General features: G+C 53.4%; 12 protein-coding genes. 9 read left to right on the top strand and 3 right to left on the bottom strand.

From position 1 onward, the window contains the following. Position 1: 1 nt before the first annotated feature. The 7 genes from parE (at position 2) to D568_RS0101870 (ending at position 11,280) form a co-directional block, all read left to right on the top strand. A complete protein-coding gene (gene parE / locus D568_RS0101840; RefSeq protein ID WP_020207859.1) occupies positions 2–1,891 on the top strand; it encodes a DNA topoisomerase IV subunit B in 1,890 nt (629 codons plus the stop codon). A 328-nt stretch (positions 1,892–2,219) separates the two neighbouring features. Then, positions 2,220–3,785, top strand: coding sequence for a DUF4856 domain-containing protein (locus D568_RS18915; RefSeq protein WP_051083987.1), 1,566 nt, complete (start codon positions 2,220–2,222; stop codon positions 3,783–3,785). A 70-nt stretch (positions 3,786–3,855) separates the two neighbouring features. Further along, a complete protein-coding gene (locus D568_RS0101850; RefSeq protein WP_020207860.1) occupies positions 3,856–5,079 on the top strand; it encodes an imelysin family protein in 1,224 nt (407 codons plus the stop codon). Then, a complete protein-coding gene (locus tag D568_RS0101855; protein ID WP_020207861.1) occupies positions 5,072–7,279 on the top strand; it encodes a TonB-dependent receptor family protein in 2,208 nt (735 codons plus the stop codon). The genes D568_RS0101850 and D568_RS0101855 overlap by 8 nt, the downstream gene beginning before the upstream one ends. Beyond that, positions 7,279–8,190, top strand: a complete 912-nt coding sequence (locus tag D568_RS18920; RefSeq protein WP_020207862.1) for a sterol desaturase family protein — start codon at positions 7,279–7,281, stop codon at positions 8,188–8,190. Before D568_RS0101855 ends, D568_RS18920 begins: the two co-directional genes overlap by 1 nt. A 284-nt stretch (positions 8,191–8,474) precedes the next feature. Further along, positions 8,475–10,754 (top strand): TonB-dependent receptor, encoded by a 2,280-nt coding sequence (locus tag D568_RS0101865; RefSeq protein WP_020207863.1) that lies wholly within the window; start codon positions 8,475–8,477, stop codon positions 10,752–10,754. Positions 10,755–10,791: 37 nt separating this feature from the next. Next, positions 10,792–11,280, top strand: a complete 489-nt coding sequence (locus D568_RS0101870; protein ID WP_020207864.1) for a DP-EP family protein — start codon at positions 10,792–10,794, stop codon at positions 11,278–11,280. 28 nt (positions 11,281–11,308) lie between these two features. On the opposite strand, the gene D568_RS20860 is transcribed toward D568_RS0101870, so the two are convergent. Next, entirely contained in the window at positions 11,309–13,870 is a 2,562-nt protein-coding gene (locus D568_RS20860; protein WP_020207865.1) for a serine/threonine-protein kinase, read from the bottom strand. A gap of 31 nt (positions 13,871–13,901) precedes the next feature. Further along, the gene (locus D568_RS0101880; protein ID WP_020207866.1) at positions 13,902–14,864 is read right to left on the bottom strand and encodes an FHA domain-containing protein; all 963 of its coding nucleotides are present in this window, start codon (positions 14,862–14,864) and stop codon (positions 13,902–13,904) included. Between the two features lie 351 nt (positions 14,865–15,215). Here D568_RS0101880 and D568_RS0101885 point away from each other — a divergent pair, with 351 nt between their 5' ends. After that, positions 15,216–15,872, top strand: coding sequence for a hypothetical protein (locus D568_RS0101885; protein ID WP_157497595.1), 657 nt, complete (start codon positions 15,216–15,218; stop codon positions 15,870–15,872). A gap of 18 nt (positions 15,873–15,890) precedes the next feature. Here D568_RS0101885 and D568_RS0101890 read toward each other — a convergent pair whose 3' ends face one another. Then, positions 15,891–16,355 carry a hypothetical protein gene (locus tag D568_RS0101890; protein ID WP_020207868.1) on the bottom strand — a complete coding sequence of 155 codons (465 nt, stop codon included), beginning with the start codon at positions 16,353–16,355 and terminating at the stop codon, positions 15,891–15,893. A 393-nt stretch (positions 16,356–16,748) separates the two neighbouring features. On the opposite strand from D568_RS0101890, the gene radA reads away from it, so the two are divergent. Next, positions 16,749–18,122, top strand: coding sequence for a DNA repair protein RadA (gene radA / locus D568_RS0101895; RefSeq protein WP_020207869.1), 1,374 nt, complete (start codon positions 16,749–16,751; stop codon positions 18,120–18,122).

Consider the following 18,122-nt stretch of genomic DNA (forward strand, 5'->3'; position numbering starts at 1 on the left):
TATGGCCAACTATTCCGCTGAAGATATTGAAGTCCTCACGGGGCTTGACCCTGTTAAGAAACGCCCCGGGATGTACACCGAGACAACCCGTCCCAATCACCTGGCCCAAGAGGTCATCGATAACAGTGTCGATGAAGCCCTGGCCGGACACGCCAAAACGCTCAGCGTTACCCTGCACAAGGATCAGTCCATTACCGTCAGCGATGACGGCCGTGGTATGCCGGTGGATATTCACCCCGAGCAAGGCAAGCCAGGGGTCGAGGTTATTTTATCCACGCTGCACGCGGGGGGTAAGTTCTCCAACAAAAACTACCAGTTTTCAGGCGGTTTGCACGGTGTGGGGGTGTCGGTAGTCAACGCGCTGTCGTCTCTGCTGGAGGTGACTATTCGGCGCGATGGCCAGGTGCACCGCATCGTCTTTGGCGATGGAGAGAAAATCTCCGACCTTGAAGTTATCGACACCTGCGGCAAGCGCAATACCGGTACCACCGTGCGCTTTGTGCCCAACCCCAGTTATTTTGATTCGGCTAAATTTTCCGTCAGTCGCTTGCGCCATGTGTTGCGCGCGAAAGCGGTGTTATGTCCAGGCCTGACCGTTAATTTCAACGACGAAACCGCCGGTGAAAAAGATACCTGGTATTACGAAGACGGTTTGCGTGACTATTTAAGCGGCAACACCCAGGGCTTTGAAGTGCTGCCCGAGCAACCTTTTGTGGGCGAGTTTTCCGGCTCCACCGAGGCTGCCAGCTGGGCTGTGCAGTGGTTGCCCGAGGGCGGCGAGCTGATTCAGGAAAGCTACGTGAACTTGATTCCCACCGCTCAGGGCGGAACTCACGTTAACGGATTGCGTACGGGGTTGTTGGACGCGCTGCGAGATTACTGCGAGTTTCGTAATTTATTGCCGCGGGGGGTTAAATTAGCGCCCGAGGATATCTGGGCCAACTGCGCCTATGTGCTGTCATCCAAACTGGCCGACCCACAGTTTTCCGGGCAGACCAAAGAGCGTTTGAGTTCGCGTGAGGCCGCGGCCTTTGTTTCCGGCGTTGCCAAAGATGCTTTCGCGTTGTGGTTGAACCAGCATACTGAGGAAGGCGATAAAATCGCCGACTTGTGTATCAACAACGCGCAAAAACGGGTTAAGTCTTCGAAAAAAGTTGCACGTAAAAAAATCACCCAGGGCCCCGCGCTGCCAGGCAAACTGGCCGACTGTTCCAATAACGACCCCGCCACCAGCGAGTTGTTTTTAGTGGAGGGTGACTCGGCCGGTGGTTCAGCCAAACAGGCGCGCGATCGAGACTATCAAGCCATCATGCCACTTCGCGGTAAAATCTTGAACACCTGGGAGGTGGATTCAAACCAAATTCTCGCCAGTCAGGAAGTGCACGATATTTCTGTCGCTTTAGGCATAGACCCTGCAACCGATTCGCTTGAAGGTTTGCGCTACAACAAAATTTGTATTCTCGCCGATGCCGACTCCGATGGTTTGCACATTGCGACCCTGCTGTGCGCTCTTTTTGTGCGTCATTTTCGCCCGTTGGTGGCTGCCGGGCACGTTTATGTGGCCATGCCGCCGCTCTATCGAATTGATGTGGGCAAAGAGGTTTACTACGCACTGGATGACAGCGAGAAAGCCGGCATTCTTGAGCGCATCGAAGCGGAAAAGAAAAAAGGCAAAGTGGGGGTGCAGCGCTTCAAAGGTTTGGGCGAGATGAACCCACTGCAACTGCGCGAAACTACCATGGCCCGCGATACTCGTCGCCTGGTACAGCTGCGCATTGAAGATGGCGATGATACCAACCAAGTGATGGACATGTTACTCGCGAAAAAGCGCGCCTCCGACCGCAAAAGCTGGTTGGAACAAAAAGGTAACCTTGCCGAGGTTATCGCTTAATTATTCGCCGAGTGTGTAAGCGGCGCTCACTCGAGCGCCGCTCGTTTTAAGGTCTGTTAGCCCCTTTTGCCCCTCGTCTTTTAGGGGGCCTCTTCTCAATGTCCCTTGTTGGAAACTATCGAATAACGCCTTATTCTTGATGTTTTAGTGCCTCTAAGCCCTTTTCTGGGGCGTAATCTGTCTCGCTTTTAATAAGTATACAAATCTAAACAGTTGGCGACTGGTTCTCGTTTCCGTTACTATAGCGTCGTCTTATGGGAATGATAATTAAATTCAATAGTGTTTCGTTCGTGAGAGCGGTGCGCATTATGTGTTAAGGAGATCAATTGTGAATATTCGAGAGCTTTCTCTGTTGGCGCTGTTGTTTGGTAGCCTGACTTTGGTCGGCTGCGGTGGCGGAGGCGACAGTGATGACCCTGTCGAGACACCCGAGCCTACTCCTGTGGAGGATAACGACGATAACAGCGATGGCGATAACGCCGGCGATGACAGTGGCGACGATGAGGCCGAAGATAACCTGCCGACCACCTACGAGTTCAGCAACAGCAATGGCGAAGACACTGTCTCCTATACCGGCCAGACTAAACGCCAGATTCTGATCGACGACTTAGTGGCCGAAATGAACGGCCTGACCGAAGATGCCGCGGCCGATGTTGAGTCGCAGTTAAACTTTTACTTTCGCTATGATGCGGCCACCTCGGATGATTTGACGCCCCAGTTCGATCTGGAAGGCGAGAGCCTGTTGCCGCAAAACGACGCCAGCCAATTCACCTACGGCGCCATTGCCGGCGGTAAAGATCTGGTGGGTAAAATTGCCGGCGGTGACGGCACCGGTGGCGGTGAAACCGGAACCCTCGTCGGTGACTTTTTTGGCTGGAGCCAGGGCCTGGATGCCGACCCTCTGCCGGTGGAGTTGGTGGATTACTTCTTCGCCGAGTTGGCGAGCGAAGTGACCGATGGCGTTACACCGCAGATTGCCACTGTTAGCGGCGATGTGCCTCTGGATACCGTGACCGTTAGCGCCGAAGGCCTTGATTACCGCCAGCTGATTCAGAAATTCCTGCTGGGCGCCGTGGCCTTTTCCCAGGGTACTAGCGACTATCTGCAGTCGGACTTTGCCACTATGCTGGAGTCTGAAGATGGCGCCGCCTATACCGAGGGTGAGCACAACTGGGACGAAGCCTTTGGTTATTTCGGCGCGGCTCGCGATTACGGTGACTACAGCGATTTGGAAATTCGCGCTGCCGGCGGCCGTGCGGATTATCAAAATGGCTACCACGACAGCAACGGCGACGGTCTGATTGATATTCGCAGCGAGTACAACTTTGGCAACTCGGTTAACTGCGCCAAGCGCGATGTGGGCAGTGCCGACAATACCAACCCCACTGATCTTACTCAGCAAGCCTTCGATGCCTTTATCGCCGGTCGTCACATTCTTGCCCAGGCCGCTGAAGCCGGTGAGCTGACCGCAGAGCAGCAAACTCAGCTGGACGAGCATATCGCGACCGCCGCGGTTACCTGGGAGAAATGTGTTGCCGCCACTGTGGTGCATTACATCAATGATGTGGTTGCCGATATGGGTGAGTTTAGCGACGGCAAATTCGCCAGCCTGGATAACTTTAAAAACCTGGCCAAGCACTGGGGGGAAATGAAAGGTTTTGCCCTGGGTTTGCAGTTTAGCCCCGAGTCGCCCTTCGCCGCTGACGAACAAAGCCGCGATAACCTGCGCGAGCTGCTGGCATTAATGGGCGATGCACCGGTACTGGCCGATGGTACCCAGGGTGGCGCTACTTATGAAGGTGGCACAGCCGCGTATATCGAAGGATTAAACCAGGCGCGCGATCTGCTGCAAGAAGCCTATGACTTTGATGCAGAAAACGTCGAAAACTGGTAATCCCCATCGGATTTAAAGCCGAACAGGCGAGGGCGCAAGCTCTCGCCTTTTTGCGTTTGAGGAGAAAAAGGTGAGTTTAACAAAAACGCTGCTAATCATAGGGGCGGCGGCACTGCTAAGTGCCTGCGCCGGCGAGGGCGACAGTAATAGTGATGCGCAAACCTCCATCGGGGAATTTGATTACACCGCGATGCTGGCCAACTACGCCGATAATATTATTGTGCCGAAGTTACAAGAACAGCGCGCAAGCGCCGCGAGTCTTAGTGAAGAGATTGGCTTGTATTGCGATGCTTTGCAAAACAACAGCGCGGCCGATCCTACGCCTGTGCAAACTCAGTGGCGAGACGTCATGGGCCAATGGCAACAGTTGGAATTGCTGCAGGTGGGGCCACTCACCGAAAACGGCGGCGCTTTGCGCAATCGCATTTACGCCTATGGCAGTAGCGCGCCTTTATCGAGTTGCGCGGTAGATCAGGCCGTGGTGCTCGCCGAAGACGGCGACTTTGATTTGTCTTCGCGTTCGTTTAATTCTCGCGGTCTTGCCGCGGTAGAGTATTTGCTGTTTAACGACAATCTGGCGCATACCTGCCCGGCGCAGATTCCGCAGACCGCCAACTGGAATCAGCGGCCGCAAGCCGAGCGCCGTCTGGCGCGCTGTGAGTACGCCGAACAAGTTGCCCAAGATGTTGAAGCAGGTGTTCAGGCGGTGGAGTCTGCCTGGCGCAGCGACCAGGGGGATTACCGGTTTCACTTTGTAAACCCGGCTAACTCTGAAGAGTCCTTAAAAGCGCTGTCGGACGCACTTTTTTATATCGAGCTGGCAAGCAAAGACGCCAAGCTGGGTGTGCCCCTATCCATTCACGCAGACTGCTCTGCGGTCGCCTGCCCGGATGCGGTGGAGTCGCCCTATGCGCAGAACTCCATTGCCAATATTCATAACAACTTAAAGGGCTTTAAGCAGTCTTTTAATGGCGCCGATGGTTTGGGCTTTGACGATATTATCCGCGCCGAAGGCTTCGCCGATATAGCTGCGGATTTTAATCAGGATATTGATAACGCCCTGACCCTTGCCGGGCAGATCGATGAATCACTGTTGTCACAAAGCGAGCGGTTACTGGCTGCGAATAGTAACACTGCCTGTTTGAATGCCTCTGCCAACCCCGAGGTGGAATCGGATTACCCCGCGTGTCAGTTACACGGTTATCTCAAGCGTATCAATGATCGCTTGCGTACCGACTTTATCACCATTGTGAACTTGGATTTACCAGAGCGGGGGCAGTCAGATAATGATTAAGCAGGTAAAAAAATCGGCACTGGCCTTGGCGGTAATTGCAGTGAGTGCCCAGGCGCAGCAGCCCGAGCCGCCACAATTGATTGAAGAGATGTTGGTCACCGGCGGTAAAGAGGCGGTGCGCACTTCGGCCGGCTCGGCCAGCTTTTTGGATGAAAGCGCCATTGCCGAATTTGCAACCACCGATATCGGCGATTTGATGGCTCAAGTGCCCGGGGTTTATATCCGCCAGGAAGACGGCTTTGGTCTGCGCCCCAATATCGGTATTCGCGGTGCCACGGCTGAGCGCAGCCAGAAAATTACCTTGATGGAAGACGGTATTTTAATTTCCCCCGCCCCCTATTCGGCGCCGGCGGCTTACTATGTGCCCAATGTCAATCGCATGAATGCGGTTGAAGTGTACAAAGGCCCTTCCGCCATTGAGTATGGACCGCACACCGTTGGCGGTGCGGTGAATCTGGTCACAGCCCCGCTTACCGATGAGCGCTCGGGCGAGCTGGCATTAAGCCTGGGTGAATACGGCTATCACAAAGAGCGGCTGCGCTACAGCGACAGTGTGGGGCAGTGGCAGTTTGCGCTGGATGGTTTGCGCTATGGCGCCGATGGTTTTAAAGAGCTGGACGGCGGGGGCGATACCGGATTTATTCGCAATGATTTTAACTTAAAGCTGGGATGGCAGAGTGCGGCCGATGCGACGGTGGATCAGCAGTTGATGGTAAAGCTCGGCTACGCCGATGAAACCTCGGACGAGACTTACCTGGGCACCACCGACGAGGACTTTGCGGCGAACCCGCTGCGCCGCTATCGCGCCAGTAGTGAAGATGAATTTACCTCGGAGCACACACAGCTACACATTATTCACTCCGCGGATTTTGGCCAGTGGCAATGGATTAACCGCGGTTACATCAACCGCTTTGAGCGCGCCTGGAATAAGCTCGATGGTTTCTTTCCCGAAACTCAGAGTGAAAACGCCCCCTATGCCGGTGCCCTGGATGCCGGCACCTTAATGAGTAACGCCGAGTATTTTCCGCGCCGCATGGCAATCTTGCGCGGCGAGGTTAACTCCCGCGAGATTTTGTCTGAGACGTTAGACATTACCAACAATGATCGTGACTACGGCTCGTCCGGTATTGACTCGCAAGTTTACTGGACCATGCAAACCGGCGCGCTGGAGCATAACTGGCGCCTGGGGCTTCGCTACCACCACGACTATGTGGATCGCAATCACAAAGTATCCGGCTACTGGATGCGCGATGGTGAATTGATTTTTGACGGCGTAACCGATCGCCCGTTAAAAACTAATAACCGCGCCGAAACCGACGCTTTTGCTTTGTCGCTGCGCGATGAAATGGTGTGGGGTAAATTGAAGGTCAATCTGGGGTTGCGCGCCGAGCGGATTGAGGGCGAGGTGGTTAACCGCGCCGATGAATCGCGGCTTGCGAATACTCAGGATGTAATCACTCCCGGCGTCGGTATTTATTACGCGCTGACAGAAAACCTGAGTTTGCTGGGCGGTGTTAACCAGGGCTATTCGCCCGCGGGACCGGGTGCGGATGATTCTGTTGAACCTGAAGAAAGTGTCAATGTGGAATACGGGCTGCGCTACACAGGCGCGCAAACCACCCTCGATGCCATTGGCTTTTACAGCGACTATTCGAATCTGTTGGGTCGCTGTCGGGTGTCTGACTCTGGCTGCGAAGTGGGTGAAGAGTTTAACGGCGGCGCCGTGGAAATTGCCGGGCTGGAATTAACGGCCACCCATGTGGCCAATTTAACCGATCGGTTGGAAATGCCTTTAAGTCTGGTTTACACCTACACCGAAAGTGCTTTTCAGTCGGACTTTAATTCGGGCTTTTCCCAGTGGGGATTGGTTCGCGCCGGGGATGAATTGCCTTACACCCCCGAACATCAGGCGCGAGCGCAACTGGCGCTAGAGGCCATTGATTGGCAGCTGGCATTGGCACTTAACTATGTCGGCGATATGCGCGAGAGACCGGGACAAAACGAGCCGGAAGCCGGTTACGATATCGAGGCCTTAACCACGCTGGATGTGTCGGCCCACTACCGGTTGGCCGAGCGCTGGCAGTTGGAGTTGGTGGTGGAAAATATCACTGATGAGCAGCAGATTGTCTCGCGCCGCCCGTTTGGCGCCCGCGCCAATCCCCCGCGTATGGTTCAGGCGGGTGTGAGCTACCAGTTCTGATGATGCTAAACGACGGCGGACTATTACAGCGTTTAGGCGAGTGGTTTATCGCACCGCTCGGCTACACTCTGGATGCCGCCAGTCGCATGTATTGGATGTTCTGGCTGAGCGCTTTGGCCATCGCCCTGGTGGCCATGCTTTGGGCTCAGTGGCGCGAGCGCCGGGTCAGTGTCGCTCGGGCTGTTGCGCAATTGTTGTCGCCTCATCACTGGTGGCGCCGTTCCACGGTAGTGGACCTTGGTTTTTTAGTGGGCAATAGCCTGTTGCGCCTGGCGGTGATTATTCCGCTGCTCGGCACTCACCTGATGGCTACCTTATGGGTCGCCCGCGCTTTGCAGTCATCACTGGGCAACGCTCCGGACCTTGCGTTATCGGCGACGGCTGTGGCCGCTCTTTATACTCTGTGTTTTTTTCTCTGCGAAGACTTCAGCCGCTTTTTTCTGCACCGCACCATGCATAAAGTGCCCTGGTTGTGGCGTTTTCATAAGGTGCATCACAGCGCCCGGCGTCTCACGCCGCTTACCTTGTTTCGTGTGCATCCGCTGGAAATGGGGCTTTACTATATTCGCGGGCTGCTGGTGTTTGGCGCGGTCAGTGGCCTGTTCGTCTATCTGTTTGGGGCGCAGTTGAGCGGTTGGGATATTCTCGGGGTCGACGCTCTGGGGTTTGCCTTTAATTTTCTCGGCGCAAACTTGCGACACAGCCACGTGTGGTTAAGCTTTGGCCCACTGGAGCGCTGGTTTATTTCCCCCGCCGGTCACCAGCTGCATCACAGTCGCTTGCCTGAACATCGCGACCGCAATTTTGGTACTTGCCTCGCACTCTGGGATCGTCTTTGCGCCAGTCATTTGCCGGCTGTAGCTCGCAAGCCCAAGCTGGTCTTTGGTTTGGCCGTAGCCCGTCAACGTTAGCCTTGTGTGCTGTTTGCCGTTAACGCTTTGTCCTATCTCAATACCAACACCGCATCAAATGAGTGCATTCCCGACGTCAAGTTCTGCTCCTAAACTGGGCTTATCAATGTCGTCAACGACTTCTTTTCTGAAACGTGAAATATATCCTTGTTGTGGCATACTCGGGTCTGTGCGAGGGGTACAGCGCAGAAGTTGCGTGCGTTGCACAAGACTATACGAATCGTGTCAGTCGGTCATGGAGAAGACCTCTGGCAACGACCTAAAAAGAAATAAAGGCGGTTACTATGATTGGGGGAATTCATCGGGCCCAGCAGTTTGGGCGACTGGGGTCGGCGTTTGTGGTGGCGTTATTGCCGGCTTTGGTACAGGCAGCGTCAGAAACAGACAGTGGCGAGAGTGATAAGCAGCCTCGCATTGATGAAGTTGTATTGGTGTCGGGGAAAATTCCTACGGCCGAAGGTGATTACGCCGGCTCAGTGTCGGTGCATGAAAAGTGGTGGCTCGATAGGCAGCAGCCGCTGACATTGAACGCGCTGGCAGGACAGACCCCCGGTTTTAATATTGTCGATACCGGTAGTCGCAATCCCACGCCTTTGATTATTCGCGGTCTGCGCAATGACAGTGTTGCATCAGACGATCTGGGTGGCAATGGCGGCACGGTTACCCGCTACGTGGACAATATCCCGCTGCAAGGGGATTTTTTACCCCCGGATATGCAGCTGCTGGATTTAGAGCAGGTAGAAGTTTTAAAGGGCCCTCAAGGCACTTTGTACGGCAGTAGTTCGCTGGCTGGTATTGTGCGCTATAGCACGGCCAAGCCCGTGTTGGGCGACTATCAAACAGAGCTTAGCGCCAGTATTACCGACACGGCTCACAGTGACGATTTAGGTTATGCCGCTACCTTGGTTGGTAATCTTCCTGTGGGCGACACCTTTGCTGCGCGACTTGTCTTGAGCAAAGACGAAGTGGCCGGGTTTATCGACAACGATTATCTGCTCACGGGTCCTGCGTCCGACATTAACAGCGAAGAGGGAGAGCAAGCGCGCTTAAGCCTACGCTGGCAGACCAGCGAGCGGCTGCGCGTGGATGGTAGTTACCATTACCAGGATCGTACCGTGGAAGATCGCCAGGCAAGCAACGAACCGTTTACTGGCGATGCCTACGGTGCGTCCAGCCGGTTTTTACAGCCCGCCGATACCGAATTGCATATGGCGAATATTACCGCCAGTTACGCTTTTGATTTCGCTACCGCAACGTTTATACAAAGCCGTTACGATTATCAGACCGAGCGCCGCGCCGATCAGACAGATTATTTACTGTGGCTGGACGAGGTTTATTACGGCTCGTCGTTTTATTCGCCTTACGAAGATTTTGCCTCTGAAACAGTGTCAGATTTTGATGTCAGCAAAGACACCACTGAGCTGCGTTTGACCTCGCCCGAGTCTGCCGACCTCTGGCAGTGGTTAGTCGGTGCGTATTACAGCAAAGATAAAATTGAGGGCACGGTGGTGGATTTAGCCCCTGGATTGGATACTTTCTGGGGGCTGGATGAGCCAGAGCCGCGCGATTACTACGCTGAACAAATTGAAGAGTTGGGCGAGTCGGCTATTTTTGCCGAGTCCTCCCATAAGCTGAGCCAGCACTGGACGGTGACCCTTGGTGGGCGCTACTACGATCAAACTGATGACTTAACCATCTGCTCCATGTTTCCCATGAATGATCGCTTTAATGGGGTTGAACCTACGCCCTATTGCGACGCCGACGAGGAGAGCGACGACGGCTTTTTATGGAAGGCCAGCGCGCAATATGAGACCACTGCCGGTGTGCACTGGTACGGGGTTTACTCAGAGGGCTTTCGCCGTGGCGGCAGCAATGCACTGCCCGCTGGGATCGAAAATAATCGCACCTACAACCCAGATTATGCCGAACACTATGAGCTGGGGGTAAAAACAAACGAGCTGTGGTCGCGTTTGAGTCTAAACGCCAGTGTGTATTTAATTGACTGGAAACAGATTCAGCAGAGCGCCTATGACGATTATGGCTATCTCGTTAACGTGAATTCGGGCAGCGCTTTGGTTCAAGGGGGTGAGGTCGAAGGCTACTGGTCACTCTCGCCCTCTTGGGGGCTGAAGTTCGGCGGCAGCTATAACGATGCTCGTATCGATGAGCCCGCCGATGCTGAATTAGTGATGGACGCCTATCCACAAAAAGATGACCGCCTGCCGGGCTCGCCTCGTGAACAATGGAATTTAGCGCTGGACGGCAGACATTCGTTTGACGCCTTTGAGTTGGATACCCTAGTATCGCTGGTGACGGTTGGCGACAGCACCACCGCATTAAACGACAGCTTTTCAGATTATCAACGTTTGTCGGGTTACACTCTGGTGAATGTACACGCCGGGGTGGAGCTGGGGGCTTGGTATCTGGCGGCGGACGTCGATAACCTCACCGATGAGCGTGCCATAACCGGCGGTAGATACAGAACCGAATACGGTCAGCAGGGGCGCTTTGATTATCTAACTCGCCCTCGCAGCATTACCTTGAGTGCGCGCGTGCGTTTTTAAGGCGATGGATTCAAGGCTTTCGTTAAAGGATCATAATATGGCTAAGAAAAACCAAACGTATGACGTGGTGATTCCCCAGGGGGGCGCCAAAATTGTCTCGATAGAGCTCACCCCGCAACAACCTAAAAAGGGGAGTGCGCAAACCTGGTCGATGAATGTAGTTGGCAAAAAGAAAAGCTTCCAAAACATAGTGGTTGGTTTTGACCCTCAGTCGGACGCTGATGACCGTCGTTATGAAAAAGCGGTGCTGATCTTTCATCTTAATCAGGAAGATAAAAACGGTCAGTGGCGTTTTATTGAAGAAGGGCTGGTGTATGCGCCGGGTAAGGGCGATACGCTGCACGATATTGAAACCCGCGTAGCGCAGGGCGGCTGTGAGCTGGTGCTAACCATTCACAATTTTGATGATTCAAATGAGGATGTGGATTTCAGCTTTTTGGCCATGTACTGCGACAGCCAATCGGGTGAAGTGAGTATCTATGCCTCTGCCGACCCTGGTATTCGCGTAGGTCGTCCACCAGGCTGATAGATTTGTTTTTCTGTTTAGCGCTGGTTTACAGCGCTAAACAGTCAACTTGTTGCTCGTCACAAACCTCGCTAAACCAGGGCAGTGCAAACCACGCCTCACCCATTCCGCTTTTTAAAGCCGCCTGTGTTGAAAGGCGCGCAGAAATTTTCTCGCCGGCTAACGCATAAACTAAAGCGCCTGTGTAGTGCGTGTCGCCACTGTCGGGGTCCAGTTCACGCGCCTGCTGGTAGGCCGCAATAGCTTCTGAGTACTGACCTAAATGAGCCAAAGCTTGAGCGTTGAGTCGCAGCGAATAAGCGTCGTTAAACGTGGCGGTTTGTTCGGCCACCTGCGTATAGAGCCCTTGCGCTGTCTTAAGCTCACCGTTAAGTTTGTGAGCGTCTGCGAGGTTAAACAGCGTTTGCTCGTCGCCGGGCGCAATTTTCAGTGCGTCTTGTAATTGTTTTTTTGAACCGTTGTAGTCGCCTTGCAGCAGTAAAACTACCCCGAGGTTGTTGAGTACGATTGCGCTGCGTTCACTTTCTAGCGCCTGGCTTAATGCTTCGTGAGCTTCGTCTAGCCGGCCTTCCCATAACGCTATCACGCCTCTAAACCGGTTGGTTTTATGGTCGGCAGGGTTGAGCTGATGAGCACGGGAAATATAGTCACGCGCGGGCTCGATATCGCCGTTTAGCCAAGAGGCCATCGAAAGGCGGAAATAATTATGCACACTGGGCCGCAGTTGCGCGCTTTGCCTAAAGTTGTCTATGGCCACTGGGTAATTGCTTTCAGACAGTGCCAGTAAACCCTCTAACTCCATCAGCGCGGAGTGATCCAGTCCTTGTTGCTCCAAACGCTCCAGCCAATGGCGGGCTTGGGCAAAATCTTTTTGACTGCGGGCCAGTGCAAATTGATTTAACAATTGTGCTTCGGTATCAGTGCGGTTTTTGGCGGGAAGAAATTGCTCCAGCCGGGTGAGCGCCTGGTCGTTACCGGTGTCGTGATATAAATCTAAGGCGATTTCACGATACAGAATTTGCACGCTGGCCCATGCTTTTGTTTTTGTGCTCAGGGTATCTAAGGCGTCCAGTTGGCTGGTGTTGGCGCCAGCGCTGTAGTATTGCTGGTACTGTTCGGCAAAAACCCGGTACTCGTTTTCATCTGGTAGGTCTAACTGAACATCGCTTTTGTAGTCGTAAAGCTGGTTGATGTGCAGGTGTACCCTTTCTGCGAGCATTGCGTAGCGATCGACCGTGGTGCGGAAGTTTGCGCTGGCGAGTACCTTCAAACGTTGTCCCTGAGCAGCGGGCGCCAGGCGGTTAATACTGATGTCACACCAGGTGAGGTTGCAAAATACATCGGTAACGATCAGCTCTTTGGCGGCCAATGCCGTGAGTATCTGGAAGGGCTCGCCGGTCTGGGAGTCTACTTCAAAGCGGGGGATGGCTTCGGTACCCGGTAATTGCACGACACTTTGCTGGGCTGCCTGATACAACGTGCCCCCGACCAGGCGTTGATCGGAGTCGGCAAGCTCTCCGTCCGTGCTAAATCGTGGCGGCAGCACCGCCACCGCTTGAGGTATAAGCCCAGGGGCTGAGCCTTGCCCTGTGAACCAGACTCCGGCTGCCACGGCAATCAATAATGTCGCTGTTACCGTTAGCCAGTGTCGTTTACGCGGCTTGGGAAGGGGCAGGGCTTGAGCCGTATGGCGGGTGAACAGTGTTAGCGGCGGGAGCTCAGCGGTCTCCATTCCGCCTTCTAGAGTTTCAGAGAGCGGATACTCCTGACAAATATAGGCCAGTTGCTCACACACTTGCTGACTGCTGTCGGGTCGCGCGGTTTTGTCTTTGGCAAGCAGGTTTTGCAGCAGGCTTTTAAGTTCATCGGGGAGCTTACTGTTTTCTAATGCGTCCTGATTGAGCGGGCCGGTAGAAATATTTTGCAGCAGCTTTAACGTGTTACCTGTGGCCCCGAACGGGTGTTGTTCTAAAAGGACGCTGTAGGCGACTATGCCGAAGGAGAACAGATCACTTTTAAAGTCTAATGGCTCGTCGGCGATTTGTTCCGGAGACATGTAGGCATAGCTGCCTATGACCGCTTGCGTTAATTCAGTGTTTTGTTGTTGTTCGCGGGCAATGCCAAAGTCTGTCAGTTTGGCATTGCCGTTGCGACTTACAAGGATGTTTTCGGGCTTTAGGTCTCGGTGCAGGATTCCCGAGGCGTGGGCGCACGCAAGGCCAGCCATGATCTGGTACAGCCACTGCAGCCTTTGCGCCATAGAGGTGGCCTCTTCGCGCAGCTTGCGCGCCAGATCTACCCCATCTATGTATTCCATGATCAGTGAGCCGCCGTTCTCTTCCGTCACGTAATCGTATACCTGAACGATGCAGGGGTGATTAAGCTTGGCAAGGAACTTAGCTTCTCGCTGAAACCGGTGCAGTGCTTTGGCGTTGTCTTCATCGCCACGCAGCTGTTTAATCGCCACAGGGCGGTCTAACTGTTCATCCTGTGCCAGAAACACCTGTCCCATTCCACCTTGACCGATACGCTTAATGACACGGTAGCGGTCGGCGACCAAAGAATCGGTATGTAGGCTGGGATCAATCATGCAGTGGTATTCGTTAAGGAGCGCTGCTGCCTCAGGGCAGTTGTTGTTCTACTTTACCACCTTTGTGAATAGAAAATCTGCTGCAGCCCAGACGCATGCTAGTGCCTCGGCGTTCAACAAACTTGTCGTGGTTGAGGTGGGGGATGGCTTTGGTTAACTGCTGGCGGGCCCGGTAGACCTGTATGTTGAGATGGTTGGGCTCAAGTCCTAATTCATGCACCAGTAAATCGTTGCTGACCCAGCCCTGATCGTCTTCGCTTAAGCCGTTGCGGGCGTCATCAGCACGATGCCTGGCGAGCTGCAGAAGTAGATAGTTATGGACGCGAATGCCCAGATTGTACCGCTCCCCCTCACTAACGATTAACAGGCCTGTGCTCTCTTCATCTAAGCTGACTTCGAAACGTATGTCGGCGTCTGATATGCAGGCTTGGCTGGGTCTCTCCATTGTCGGTGCGCAGGCACTGGCACAAAATAATTGCCAGCGCCCGGTAGTGCCTTCAAGAATATCGTTGTGCCTTAATGGCAGTGGTGGGGCGCTGTTATCAGCCACAGATTGGGCTAACCACTGGCCGCTGTTGGGCTCTTGATAGAGATACCATTCAGGTGTTTCTTCGTCGGGAATGAGGTTGGCCGCTTGCAGCTCGATCACCGCGGAGTTGTTGTCCTGAGAAGCGATGGGTAACAGGACATCACGGGGAGGGGTGAGGTCCTGCACTTCTAAGCTAACTCCCTCTTCACCGGCTAATTGAATGCGGTCACCGAGTTTCAGGGGGTAATAGACGCCTTTTTCGAGTTTGCTTCCGTTAATCCAGGTGCCGTTTCGGCTGAGGTCTTTTATCTGCCATACATCACCACTCCACTCGATGCATAGGTGGCGGCGAGAGATGTATGGGTTATGTATAAAAGTATCTACCTTGCCTTCCAGTGCGCCTATTGTGTGGTGCGCAACGACAGGAATTCGCAGTGGCAAATCCGTTCGGTAGAGGTAAGCCATTACCAGGCCCCTAAAGTTAGTCGAGTGATTGAGTTAAGCTTATTGGGTGCGTGGCAAGTCCTTGAGTGTAAAGTGCCTTATCAGATCCTTTAAATGGGCGTGTCTCCAATGGAGTTACAGTCCACGATTGTTTTTGTTGCCAAAAGTCGGAAGTCTAATACAGCAGGGACGCATGCCGCAAATATAAGGCGATTCATACCGCGATCAAGCGCAACTGCGGGGGGCTTTAAAAGCGGCAGGCGGGTGGAACCTAGGAGCTTGAACTTTGAAAATGAGGATGTGCGGACCCCTCGCCAGCCTAATGGCAGGAACTCTGATAAAATGCTCGGCTTAAAATAGCGAGGTAGACACTTGAAAGCTTTAATGTTGCTTGGTTTTTCGTTTGTTGTTCTCAATATCTCAGGGTGCAACGGTAAAAGTGGTGCTAACGACGATAGCTCCGAGGCGGGTGAGCCTATATACATCGCCCCCGACCCCGGATATTTGAAAAATAGTTTATTTGCCGTCAACTTGTCGGGAGGTGTGGCGCATTGGGGGTTGTCGCAACATGCCAGTAATCCCTCCTATTCTTACTCCAGCAATGGCGAAGTATTGAGGCTGGAGCGCACGGGTACGGAACCTTGGGGAAAAGTGTTTCAGCGCTTTCGTGGCGAAGAGGTGCTCCCGCTACTTGGCAAAACCCTTGAGTTTTCTGCGGAAATAAGGGCGGAACTCAACGATGACTATGGCTCAGCCATGGAGCCTCCAAGCTTAATGGCTTGGGCGAAAGGTTTTAGAAAGGGCACGCCTCCTTTACTTGGGAAGTCAACTTTGGTCTCCGAGAAAGCCCTCCTGCCAGAGTTGCCTGGCGAGTATGGGTGGAAGCATTACGCTGTTACTTTTTCGCTTCCACCTGAAACCTCCGTTTCTCAGGTGGAGCTAGAGTTTTCCTTGGTGCTTACCACGGGAGGGGCTTTGGAGATGCGAGGGCCTGCCCTGATCGAAGTAGAGCCCGAAGGCAGTCAATAGAGCCAAGGTTTTAACCTATTAGATTTCATTCATTCGGGTCATGTCGTAACTCATCTGTTTGGCGTGACTCGACTCAATGGCTAACACGTCGCGGGCCAGTTTTTGTGTGCTATTACTCTCGGCCCGCTCGGTAAGATACATAAAGAGATCGACCAGCTCCCGATGCCAGTCTGTGACCAGAGTGGCAACACTATCGATGTCGTATTCTTGCAGGTTTATTTCAGAGGGTTCAAAGGCAGCAATGGGGTGCCGATCCGTATATTCGTAAAACCATGTCTGTAGTGGGCCTAAATCGGAGTCGAGTTTTAATTCCGCTAATGTATCAGCCAGCACTTGCTCTTTGTCGGCTAAGTGCTGCAGTAAAAGCTGATGCCGTTCGTCGTGCTGTTGCGCCTCACTGTGATTGAGTTCTTTTGCCATTTCAGTATGAAATTTCTGAGTGACATTAAGTAAGTCGTTTAGTGTTTTCGGTACCATAGCCATACAATTAACTCCCGTATTTGCTTTCACCGGTAAACGCAACTTTAATGCCAGCTGCTAAGACCACTGTTTTTGCTGTTTATAGAGCAAAACAGGGCATCGATTGTAAGAATTACCGTATTAGCACGAGGTATCGAGGGAAAATTTACATCTGTAGAGGCCCACCTGTGCAATCAGCCGCCTGCACGATGGTGTGTTTTCAAGGCTGTGCTTAATGAGCGAATGAGACTCTCAGATTCTTTAGCCATAGCTACCCATGCTTTTTACGTGATCTCTAGTGCGTATCTCGACCGTTTTTTATTGAGTTAATTTTATTTACCATCGCGTTTGGCCACTTGAGTGGCATAACTATTTACAGGCAGCGTATGCCGACCAACAGCTGAGCGATTTACCGATATGGCAAGCAAGCAAAAAGTAGCTTATGTCTGCAATGAATGTGGTGCCGACTTTACCAAGTGGCAGGGCCAGTGCAGCGAGTGCGGCACGTGGAATTCGGTTGTGGAAATGAAGCTTGGGGCGGTGGCCAAGGGTGGGGCAAGGAATGCTCAGTTCAGTGGTTATGCCGGAAGTGTCGGCTCAAAGGTTCAGACGCTGTCGGATATCAGCCTTGAAGATTTACCTCGGCTTAGTACTGGAGCGGGCGAATTTGATCGGGTGTTAGGCGGTGGTTTGGTGCCCGGGTCGGTCGTGTTGATTGGCGGCCACCCCGGGGCGGGTAAGAGTACGGTTTTACTGCAAACACTGTGTCAGTTGGCTGAACGCATGAGCTGCCTGTACGTTACCGGTGAGGAATCCTTGCAACAGGTGGCCATGCGTGCCAATCGGTTAGGGCTTCCTGCGGATAAGTTACAAATGCTTTCGGAAACGAGTGTGGAGTTAATTGCTCAGGCCGCAGAGCAGTTAAAGCCGAAGATCATGGTAGTGGACTCTATTCAGGTAGTGCATTTAGCCGATATTCAGTCGGCTCCCGGTTCGGTGTCCCAGGTCCGTGAAGCTGCGGCTTACCTCACCCGGTTTGCCAAACAAACCGGGACGGTGGTGATTTTGGTTGGCCATGTAACCAAAGATGGTTCACTGGCGGGGCCGAAAGTGTTGGAGCACATGATTGACTGTTCTATCTTGCTGGAAGGGTCCCACGATTCGCGTTTTCGTACACTGCGTGGCAATAAAAACCGGTTTGGTGCGGTGAATGAGCTGGGCGTATTCGCAATGACCGAGAAAGGCTTGAAAGAAGTCAGCAACCCTTCGGCGATCTTTCTTCAGCGTGGTGAGGACATCGCCTCGGGCTCGGTGGTGATGGTGATGTGGGAGGGCACTCGCCCGCTGTTGGTCGAAATTCAAGCGCTAGTGGATGATTCGCACCTGGGTAATCCCCGGCGAGTTGCGGTGGGTTTGGATCAAAACCGTTTGTCGATGCTGTTGGCTGTTTTACACCGTCATGGCGGCGTTTTAGTGGGCGATCAGGATGTCTTTGTAAATGTCGTAGGGGGGGTGCGGGTGGCCGAAACGAGCGCTGACCTCGCCTTGGTTTTGGCCATTGTCTCCAGTTTTCGAGACCGGCCGTTAGCGCGCGATTTAATGGTTTTCGGAGAGATTGGCTTGTCCGGCGAAATCCGCCCGGTGCCCAGCGGCCAAGAGCGCTTGCGCGAGGCGGCCAAACACGGTTTTAAGCGCGCTATTGTGCCAGTTGGCAATGCACCCAAAGCAATGGAAGGAATAGAAATTGTGGCGGTGAAAAGTCTTGCTGAGGCTTTGGCAGCCATTGAGTAG

Origin of the sequence: Gilvimarinus chinensis DSM 19667, from assembly GCF_000377745.1 — a bacterium.
In the GTDB taxonomy this organism is placed as follows: Bacteria; Pseudomonadota; Gammaproteobacteria; order Pseudomonadales; family Cellvibrionaceae; genus Gilvimarinus; species Gilvimarinus chinensis.